This is a genomic window from Rhizobium sp. SEMIA 4085 (genome assembly GCF_013004495.1).
In the GTDB taxonomy this organism is placed as follows: domain Bacteria; phylum Pseudomonadota; class Alphaproteobacteria; order Rhizobiales; family Rhizobiaceae; genus Rhizobium; species Rhizobium gallicum.
In genome coordinates, this window is the sequence record NZ_JABEPH010000242.1 from 1 (window position 1) to 9,345 (window position 9,345).

8 protein-coding genes and 1 pseudogene are annotated in these 9,345 nt (G+C 60.5%); 8 read left to right on the top strand and 1 reads right to left on the bottom strand.

Going from position 1 to position 9,345, the window contains the following annotated elements; all coding sequences use genetic code 11:
* The 4 genes from C9413_RS21595 to murB form a co-directional block, all read left to right on the top strand.
* Positions 1–570, top strand: a 570-nt coding sequence (locus C9413_RS21595; protein WP_170250886.1) for an FtsW/RodA/SpoVE family cell cycle protein, incomplete at its 5' end; no start/stop codon positions are given.
* Positions 571–761: 191 nt separating this feature from the next.
* Positions 762–1,886 (top strand): undecaprenyldiphospho-muramoylpentapeptide beta-N-acetylglucosaminyltransferase, encoded by a 1,125-nt coding sequence (gene murG, locus C9413_RS21600; RefSeq protein ID WP_039845349.1) that lies wholly within the window; start codon positions 762–764, stop codon positions 1,884–1,886.
* Complete coding sequence (gene murC, locus C9413_RS21605) at positions 1,883–3,298, top strand: UDP-N-acetylmuramate--L-alanine ligase (protein ID WP_039845348.1); 1,416 nt, start codon at positions 1,883–1,885, stop codon at positions 3,296–3,298. Before murG ends, murC begins: the two co-directional genes overlap by 4 nt.
* Entirely contained in the window at positions 3,295–4,269 is a 975-nt protein-coding gene (gene murB / locus C9413_RS21610; RefSeq protein ID WP_039845347.1) for a UDP-N-acetylmuramate dehydrogenase, read from the top strand. Before murC ends, murB begins: the two co-directional genes overlap by 4 nt.
* Positions 4,270–4,370: 101 nt before the next feature.
* Here the strand turns inward: murB and C9413_RS21615 are convergent, their stop codons facing one another.
* The gene (locus C9413_RS21615; RefSeq protein ID WP_039845346.1) at positions 4,371–5,675 is read right to left on the bottom strand and encodes an MFS transporter; all 1,305 of its coding nucleotides are present in this window, start codon (positions 5,673–5,675) and stop codon (positions 4,371–4,373) included.
* Positions 5,676–6,159: 484 nt separating this feature from the next.
* Between C9413_RS21615 and C9413_RS21620 the strand changes: the two are divergent.
* The 4 genes and pseudogenes from C9413_RS21620 to C9413_RS21635 all read left to right on the top strand — a co-directional run.
* A pseudogene (locus C9413_RS21620) lies at positions 6,160–6,536 on the top strand (aquaporin); the annotation flags it as partial.
* A 346-nt stretch (positions 6,537–6,882) separates the two neighbouring features.
* Complete coding sequence (locus tag C9413_RS21625; protein ID WP_039845343.1) at positions 6,883–7,809, top strand: D-alanine--D-alanine ligase; 927 nt, start codon at positions 6,883–6,885, stop codon at positions 7,807–7,809.
* Complete coding sequence (locus tag C9413_RS21630; protein ID WP_039845342.1) at positions 7,797–8,729, top strand: cell division protein FtsQ/DivIB; 933 nt, start codon at positions 7,797–7,799, stop codon at positions 8,727–8,729. The genes C9413_RS21625 and C9413_RS21630 overlap by 13 nt, the downstream gene beginning before the upstream one ends.
* Positions 8,726–9,345, top strand: a 620-nt coding sequence (locus C9413_RS21635) for a cell division protein FtsA (protein WP_281408662.1), incomplete at its 3' end; no start/stop codon positions are given. The genes C9413_RS21630 and C9413_RS21635, both read left to right, overlap by 4 nt.

Here is a 9,345-nt window from a genome sequence, read left to right on the forward strand (position 1 = left end):
CTCGGCGCCGGCGGTGCTGGCGGGCTGCTCAGCGCCTACTACGTCTTCCCGCACGTGGCGGGGCGAATAGACAAATTCATGACCGGCGAGGGCGACACGTTCCAGATCGACACTGCGCGCGAGGCCATCATCCGCGGCGACTGGTTTGGCAAAGGACCGGGCGAAGGCATCGTCAAGCGCATCATCCCCGACGCGCACACCGACTTCATCTTCTCGGTCGCCGCCGAGGAATTCGGCATCATCTTCTGCATCGCGCTCGTTCTGCTCTTCACGGTCCTTGTTTTGAGGGGGCTATCGCACGCATATAAAGAAAAGAACGACTTCAACCGGTTTGCCGTCGCGGGGCTCGTGCTCCAGATGGGCATCCAGTCGATCATCAATATCGGCGTCAATCTCGAGCTGCTTCCGGCAAAAGGCATGACGCTGCCGCTTATTTCCTACGGCGGCTCGTCCATGGTCGCGATCTGCGTGACCGCCGGTTTTATTCTCGCGCTGACGCGCCATCGCCCGGAAAAGCGTGCACAGGAGCGGAGTCTCTTCCGCGTGCCGCACGGAATGCCGGCGGAGTAAAATATGCCCATGCCGTCTAAATTGCCCCCCACCCCAGCCCACCGTCCGCTTGCCGGGAGAGGGGACGTGCCCCATGAGACGGTGAGGGGTACTAAGGAGTTGCGGCATGCGTTCTTCTCCCCTTCAAAAGGCGGAGAAGGTGCCGCCAGGCGGATGAGGGGCAGCTCCCTGGTTGAAAGGCGAACCTACCGATGAGCAAAGGTATCATCCTGCTCGCCGCCGGGGGCACCGGCGGCCACGTGTTTCCAGCAGAGGCCTTGGCATACGAGCTGAAGGCGCGCGGTTATTCCGTGCACCTCGTGACGGACAGCCGTGCCGAGCGCTTTGCCGGCAAATTCCCCGCGGATGAAATCCATGTCGTGCCGTCGGCGACGATCGGCTCGAAGAACCCGTTCGCAGTCGGGCGTTCGCTGTGGACGCTGTGGACCGGAATGCGTGCTGCCAAGAAACTGATCCAGCGGCTGAAGCCTGCGGTCGTCGTTGGTTTCGGCGGCTATCCGACCGTGCCGCCGCTGCTTGCCGCCACGCGCCTCGGCGTGCCGTCGATGATCCACGAACAGAACGCCGTGATGGGCCGCGCCAACAAGGCGCTGGCCCAACGCGTGCAGGCGATCGCCGGCGGTTTCCTGCCGGAGAACGGCGGCGCTTATTCCGAGAAGACCGTGACGACCGGCAATCCGGTGCGTCCGGCAATCATCGAAGCGGCGAAGGTGCCGTACAAGCCTTCCCATGCCGGAGAGCCCTTCAATCTCGTTGTCTTCGGCGGCAGCCAGGGGGCGCAATATTTCTCCAAGGCGATGCCGACAGCGATCAGCCTGCTTGACGATGAGTTGCGTGCGCGGTTGCGCATCACCCAGCAGGTGCGCCCCGAAGACATGGAAATGGTGAGCGGCTGTGTGGCCAGGCTTGAGATGGGGGCGGATATCGCGCCGTTCTTCACCGATATGGCGCAGCGCCTTGCAAATGCGCATCTGGTGATCTGCCGCTCGGGCGCCTCGACGGTTTCGGAAATTTCGGTCATTGGCCGTCCGGCCGTGCTTGTTCCTTATCCGCATGCACTTGATCACGATCAGGCGGCGAACGCCGCAGCCCTTGCCGCGACCGGTGGCGCGAAGGTCATCGCACAATCGGAGCTCTCGTCGGAGAAGATCGCTTCGATCCTTACTCATGTAATGAACGACCCGGAAAAGCTCGCCCGAATGGCGGCAGCCGCAAAGCAGGCCGGGAAACCGGACGCTGCGAACTTGCTTGCCGGCATGGTTGAGGCTATTGCCGCCGGACGTACAATTGCACAGTTCAAGGGGACACAGTCATGAAAATGCCGAAGGCGATCGGCCTCGTCCATTTCATCGGCATCGGCGGGATCGGCATGAGCGGTATCGCCGAGGTGCTGCATAATCTCGGCCACCGCGTGCAGGGATCGGACCAGGCCGACAGCGCCAACGTGCAGCGCCTGCGTGACAAGGGCATCGAAGTCTTCGTCGGCCACAAGGCGGAAAACCTGGGTGATGCTGAAGTTGTGGTGGTCTCGACCGCCATCAAGAAGGACAATCCGGAGCTTACCGCCGCGCGCGAGAAGCTGCTGCCGGTCGTGCGCCGCGCCGAAATGCTCGCCGAATTGATGCGCTTCCGCAATGCAATCGCCATCGGTGGCACGCATGGAAAAACGACGACGACATCGCTGGTCGCCACGCTGCTCGAAGCAGGCGGGCTTGATCCGACCGTCATCAACGGCGGCATCATCAATGCCTACGGCACGAATGCACGCATGGGCGAGGGCGAGTGGATGGTGGTCGAGGCCGACGAGTCGGACGGCACATTTCTGAAGCTGCCCGCTGACGTCGCGGTGGTGACCAACATCGATCCCGAACATCTCGACCACTACGGCAATTTCGACGCCGTGCGCGCCGCCTTCCGGCAGTTTGTCGAGAACGTGCCCTTCTACGGCTTCGGCGTCATGTGCCTCGATCATCCGGAGGTCCAAGCTCTCGTCGGCCGCATCGAAGACCGTAAGGTCATTACCTATGGTGAAAATCCGCAGGCCGACGTGCGCTTCATGAATGTGCGCATCGACGGGACACGGTCGATCTTCGACGTCGAAATCCGCCGCCGCCGCACGGGACAGGTCATCAGGCTCGACAATCTCGTGATGCCGATGCCCGGCCGACATAACATTTCGAATGCGACGGCAGCAATTGCGGTCGCCAACCGCCTCGGCATTTCGAGCGCCGACATCGCAAAGGGCCTCGCCTCCTTCGGCGGCGTCAAGCGCCGCTTTACGTTGACCGGTGAATGGAACGGCGTGCAGATCTTTGATGACTACGGCCATCATCCGGTCGAGATCAAGGCCGTGCTGAAGGCCGCGCGCGAAGCCTGCAAGGGCCGCGTCATCACCGTTCATCAGCCGCATCGCTACACGCGCCTTTCCAGCCTGTTCGAAGAGTTTGCCGCCTGTTTCAACGATGCCGACAGTATTTTCCTTGCTCCGGTCTATGCCGCGGGCGAAGATCCGATCGAAGGCGTGGATTCCGAGGCACTCGTTTCCCGCATCAAAGCGGGTGGCCATCGCGACGCGCGCTTCCTCCCTCACCAGGAGCTTTTGCCTGAAATGGTCGCGGAGATTGCAAAGCCCGGCGATTTTGTGGTTCTCTTAGGAGCTGGGAATATCACTTACTGGGCAGTCGCGCTGCCCAAGCAACTGGAAGGTCTTTCGGGAAAGTCTGCATGAAACAGGTGAATGGGGAAAAGCTTCTCGAGTCTCTCGGAGAAGGTGTGAAGGATATCCGGGGCCGTATCACGCCGGATGCCCCCATGGACCGTGTTACCTGGTTCCATGCTGGCGGTCTTGCCGAGCTGATGTTCCAGCCGCACGACGAGGCGGACCTTATCGCATTCCTGAAAATCCTGCCGGAAGAGGTGCCGCTGACGGTCGTGGGCGTCGGTTCGAACATTCTCGTGCGCGATGGCGGCATTCCGGGCGTCGTCTTGCGGCTTTCTGCCAAGGGCTTCGGTTCGGTCGAGCTTGCAGGTGACAACCGCATTCTCGCCGGTGCAATCTGCCCAGACAAGCATGTGGCCGCAATGGCGATGGACAACGGCATCGGCGGTCTCCATTTCTTCTATGGCATCCCGGGCAGCATTGGCGGCGCGGCGCGCATGAACGCCGGCGCCAATGGCAGCGAAACCCGCGATCGCTTGGTCGAGGTCAATGCCATCGACCGCAAGGGCAACAAGGTCGTCCTGTCGAATGCAGACATGGGATATTCCTACCGTCATTCCACGGCCTCACCTGATCTCATCTTCACCTCCGTGCTTTTCGAGGGCTATCCGGAGGACCGGGCGAAGATCCGCGCCGACATGGATGCGGTACGCAATCACCGCGAGACGGTGCAGCCGATCCGCGAGAAGACCGGTGGTTCGACCTTCAAGAATCCCGAAGGTCATTCGGCCTGGAAGCTGATCGACGAAGCGGGCTGCCGGGGTCTCGTCATCGGCGGCGCGCAGATGTCGTCGCTTCATTGCAATTTCATGATCAATATGGGGCAGGCGACGGGCTACGATCTCGAATATCTCGGCGAGCAGGTTCGCCGTGAAGTCTTCGAAAATTCCGGCGTCAAGCTCGAATGGGAAATCAAGCGTCTCGGCGTCTTCATGCCGGGCCGCGAGGTGCGCCCGTTCCAGGGTGTGACCAGCGAATAGCCGTTTTTTATCTATCCAGAACGGATAGTTGATTGGCAGCAATGAAAAGGGCCGCGACGGGAAACCGCCGCGGCCTTTGATTGACCTGGAGGCAGTCTCGATCAGACTTCGTCGCGGCCGGATGCCAGGATTGAGATCAGCGTGATCACGGCAGCAAGGCCGAGATAGTAGCCAACATAAAGCATGCCGTAGTTCGTCTGCAGCCAAGTGGCGATATAGGGAGCCAGCGAGGCGCCGAAGATGCCGGCAAGATTGAAGGTGATCGACGAGCCGGTGTAGCGCACTGCGGTCGGGAAGGGGGCCGCCAGCGCCGTACCGATCAGGCCATATGTCATGCCCATGAGTGCCATGGCGACAATCGCGAAGACGACGATGCCGCCTTCGCCGCCGGCCATCAGGCCGGGCAGGAAGAACGAGAAGATGCCGATCACGACGGTGGTAAGGATCAGCACTTCGCGCCGTCCGAATCTTTCAGCGAGCCTGCCGGCGGCGGGGATGAAGATGCCGAAGGCGACCGAGCCGACAATCTGGATTTCCAGCGCGTCCAGGAAGGGAATTTTCAGAACCTTGACGTTGTAGGAGAGCAGATAGGCCGAGCCGATGTAGAAGAGCACGAAGGTCGCGAGCGCCACGAAGGTGCCGAGGAACAAGCTGCGCTTGTGCTTGCGGAACAGTTCCGCAACCGGCACGGCGACACGCTCATGCTTGTCAATTGCCTTCTGGAAGGCCGGTGTTTCAGTGATCGAAAGACGAACCCACAGGCCGATGACGATCAGGACGATCGAGGCGATGAATGGAACGCGCCAGCCCCAGCTCAAAAGCGCGTCCTGCGAGATGACCTGCAGCAGCAGCCAGAAGACGCCGGAGGAGAGGAAAAGGCCGACGGGTGCGCCGAGCTGCGGGAACATGCCGTACCAGCTGCGCTTGCCTTCCGGCGCATTCTCGGTTGCGAGGAGCACAGCGCCACCCCATTCGCCGCCGAGGCCGAAGCCCTGGCCGAACCGGCACAATGCAAGCAGCAGCGGCGCCACGACGCCGATCGATCCGTAGGAGGGCAGCAGGCCGATAATGACCGTAGAAATACCCATGGTCAGCAGGGCGGCGACCAGCGTCGTCTTGCGACCGATCCTGTCGCCGAAATGACCGAAGACAACGGCGCCGAGTGGACGGGCGAAGAAGGCGATCGAGAAGGTGGCAAAGGAAGCGAGAAGGGCGGTGGTCGGATCGTTGTTCGGGAAGAACAGCGTCGGGAAGACCAGGACGGCTGCCGTCGCATAGACATAAAAATCAAAGAATTCGATCGTGGTGCCGACAAGGCTCGCGATCAGAACGCGCGCTGGCGAATTGACTTGCGCACTGTTCGATGAAGCGGAGGTCGGCGATACGGGAGATATCGCGTCAGACATTTTTATTCCATTCGGGAGTTATAAAGAGCGCCCCTGGAAAGGGTCGAAGGGCTCGTAACGCATATGTGGACGACCCCCTCCTTGCAAGGGTTTTTGGCAGTGATTTGATCGGATCGCTTGCGTGCATATGTTCGGCCTGTTGTGGCGCTCACAAATGAACGCTGGCCAAGACGGAGTTCGCGACTCGTGTTCCAAACAATTTTGCGATCTGCAGCTGCCATTGCGACTACAGCGACCATTGCGCCAAGCGGAGTGTCACGAGTCCCGAATCGATCGATCATACCATCTGCTGTTTCTTGCACGTTCACGCATCAGATCAGCACGGTAGCTTTGTCTCTCCGCTCACCGTGACCGACTGATCACTTAAGCTGCACATGCCAGGTCTGGCTGAACAGCAGGTTTTCGATAATTCGCCGGTGACCATCATCTTCCAGGCGATGCGGGCGATCTTGTTGGCCAGCGCCACGGCTGCGAGCTTGGGCGGCAGGTGATCGGTGCCATTGCGGCCGCCGCTCTCGTCTGTCTTGTTGCGAGCGGCAAGGCCGGCTTTGAGTTGGGAGGCTTGCCTCCAACGGCTATGGAGAGCATTCTCCCGGCGGCTATTCGCTGACTTCGGCATTGGTCATCGAAGTCGCTCTGACGCTTGTCTTCCTGATCGTCATTTTGGGCTCCACGCATGGCAGGGCACCCGCTGGCTTTGCGCCGCTTGCGATCGGCCGGGCGCTGACGCTGATCCACCTGATCTCGATCCCGGTGACGAACACATCCGTCAATCCCGCCCGCTGGACAGGCCAGGCTCTCTTTGTCGGCGGCTGGGCCCTGCAGCAGCTTTGGCTCTTCTGGCTGGCGCCGATCGCCGGCGGTGCGCTTGGCGGGTTGTCTGGAAACTGCTCGACAAGGACGACTGAGGGCGGCCTTCGCTGCCTGTCCGGGCGAACCCGCATAGAATCATCTGTGCGGGTTTTTTCATGCTGTGAGCGAACTTCAGCATGTCGCCGCAACGCGCTGATTTCGAGTCGGAAATATGCTGGCCGAGTGGGATTTCTGAGGGGTGGAAACCTCTCGGGAAGGCACCCGGTTAATAAAAGTAAACACTTCATTAACCATAATGTTGTCATATCGCTTCCATGTCTGAGGCGAAGCGGATTCGCGGGCAAGCTTGGTGCAAGCCTCGAAAATCAGGCTGAGGTTTATCTTGGGGGTACGTATGAGTCGCAAGCATGTCGCTGTCCTGATGGGCGGATTTTCCTCGGAGCGGCCGGTGAGCCTGTCTTCGGGAACGGCTTGCGCGGATGCTCTCGAGGGCGAGGGCTTCCAGGTTGCGCGGATCGATGTCGATCGGGATATTTCCGCAAAACTGGCGGCGCTTCGTCCCGATGTCGCCTTCAATGCGCTGCATGGCCCCTTCGGCGAGGATGGCACCATCCAGGGCATCCTCGAATATCTCGAAATTCCCTACACGCATTCCGGCGTTCTTGCCTCTGCCCTTGCGATGGACAAGGGCAAGGCCAAGGGGGTTGCAGCGGCGGCCGGCGTCCCTGTGGCGCAATCGGAAGTCATCAATCGCTTCGCCTTTCCGGCCGAACATCCAATGAAGCCGCCCTATGTCGTGAAGCCGGTCCGGGAGGGCTCCAGCTTCGGTGTCGTCATCGTTCAGGAGGATCAGGCCCATCCGCCGCAGATCATCAGTTCGCCGGAGTGGCGCTATGGCGAGGAGGTCATCGTCGAGCGGTATGTCTATGGCCGCGAACTGACATGCGGTGTCATGGGCGACAAGGCTCTCGGTGTGACCGAAGTGGTGCCGCAGGGTCACAACTTCTATGACTATGATGCCAAGTATGCTGCGGGCGGCTCAAAACACGTCATCCCGGCGAAAATTTCACCGAATATTTACCAAAAAATACAAACATTGGCGTTAAGGGCGCATCAAGCAATTGGTTGTCGTGGGGTCAGTCGGTCCGACTTCCGTTACGACGACCGGTTCTCCGAAGATGGTGAAGTTATCTGGCTGGAAGTAAACACCCAGCCGGGCATGACGCCAACCTCCCTTGTGCCCGAAATGGCCGGTCATGCCGGTTATTCCTTTGGTGAATTCTTGCGTTGGATGGTGGAGGACGCCTCTTGTTCTCGTTGACGGTCAAAAGGATAGGGCGCCCAAGCCGTCAACCGAGCATCGCTCTTGCTGAGGGTGATGGGCGGATGGTTCTCCCGCGTCCGCTGCGCCGTGCGGTGCGCTTCCTCGTCAGTCTCGGAACTGGCCGTATCCACATTCCTGCGCATACCGGGACGATTTCTGCCCTTGCATTCTTCGCGGCGACCGGTCTCTACGGCATGTCGCTCGGCGGTCATACGGAAACAGTCGCGCAGGCGGCGACAACGGCTGCCGGTTTCGCCATCGAGGATGTGAAGGTTTCCGGCAATTCCGAAACCTCCGAAATCGAAATCTTTGAACTTCTCGGCCTCGACGGAACGACGTCGCTGGTGGCGCTCGATGTCGATGCTGCGCGCCGGAAGATCGTCAAGCTTCCGTGGGTCGAGAGCGTCGAGGTCAGGAAGATTTATCCGAAGACGATCGAGGTCAAGCTCAAGGAGCGCCAGGCCTATGCGATCTGGCAGCACGGGCAGGAGCTTTCGCTGATCGAACGGAATGGCAGCGTCATTGCGTCGCTTCGCGACAACAAGTTTTCGACGTTGCCGCTCGTCGTCGGCCGAGATGCAGAAAGTGCTGCCGCTTCGCTCGAAGGCGAGTTTTCGAAGTGGCCGGACATCACGTCGCGTGTGAAGGCTTATGTCTGGGTCTCCGGCCGCCGCTGGGACCTGCACATGGATAACGGCGTGGTGGTGAAGCTGCCGTCCGACGATGTCGATCAGGCGCTCGCCAGGCTGTCGAAACTCAACAAGGAACAGGATCTTCTGGCGCGCGACATCGCAGCAGTCGATCTCAGACTGGTGGACAGGACCGCGATCCAACTGACCCCGGAGGCCATGGCGCGCCGGCAGGTCGTTCTCGATCAGCGGACCAAGGATTTGAAAAAGGCGGGGCAGAATATATGAGCTTGTTCGGTTCGTCCCATTTCGGATTGCCGCGCCTGAAGCCGCTGTCGTCGAAGCGGTCGCATATCGTTTCGGTGCTCGACATCGGATCGACCAAGGTCGTTTGCATGATCGGCCGCCTGACGCCCCGCGAAGAGAGCGAGATTCTTCCGGGCCGCACGCACGACATCGAAATCATCGGCATCGGCCACCAGCGCTCCCGCGGCATCAAGACCGGTGTCATCGCCGATCTCGATGCGCTCGAAGGCGTCATCCGACTTGCCGTCGATGCGGCCGAGCGTATGGCGGGCCTTACCGTCGAGAGCCTGATTGTCAATCTTACGGCCGGCCGTCTGGGCAGCGACATCTACACGGCGACGATTGATCTCGGCGGCCAGGAAGTCGAACTCAACGATCTCAAGAAGGTGCTTGCAGCTGCCTGCCAGCAGTCGCTGCGCCAGGATCGCGCCGTGCTGCACTCTCTCGCGACCGGCTTCTCGCTCGATGGCGAACGCGGTATCCGCGACCCGCTGGCGATGTATGGTGATGTGCTTGGCGTCGACATGCATGTCGTGACCGCCGAACGTGCCGCATTGAAGAACCTCGAGCTCAGCGTCAATCGCGCGCATCTCTCCGT

Bases quoted from the DNA above. Each gene is read 5' to 3' on its own strand.
- murG (WP_039845349.1), top strand. From the start codon at position 762: ATGAGCAAAGGTATCATCCTGCTCGCCGCCGGGGGCACCGGCGGCCAC.
- murC (WP_039845348.1), top strand. From the start codon at position 1,883: ATGAAAATGCCGAAGGCGATCGGCCTCGTCCATTTCATCGGCATCGGC.
- murB (WP_039845347.1), top strand. From the start codon at position 3,295: ATGAAACAGGTGAATGGGGAAAAGCTTCTCGAGTCTCTCGGAGAAGGT.
- C9413_RS21615 (WP_039845346.1), bottom strand. From the start codon at position 5,675: ATGTCTGACGCGATATCTCCCGTATCGCCGACCTCCGCTTCATCGAAC.
- C9413_RS21625 (WP_039845343.1), top strand. From the start codon at position 6,883: ATGAGTCGCAAGCATGTCGCTGTCCTGATGGGCGGATTTTCCTCGGAG.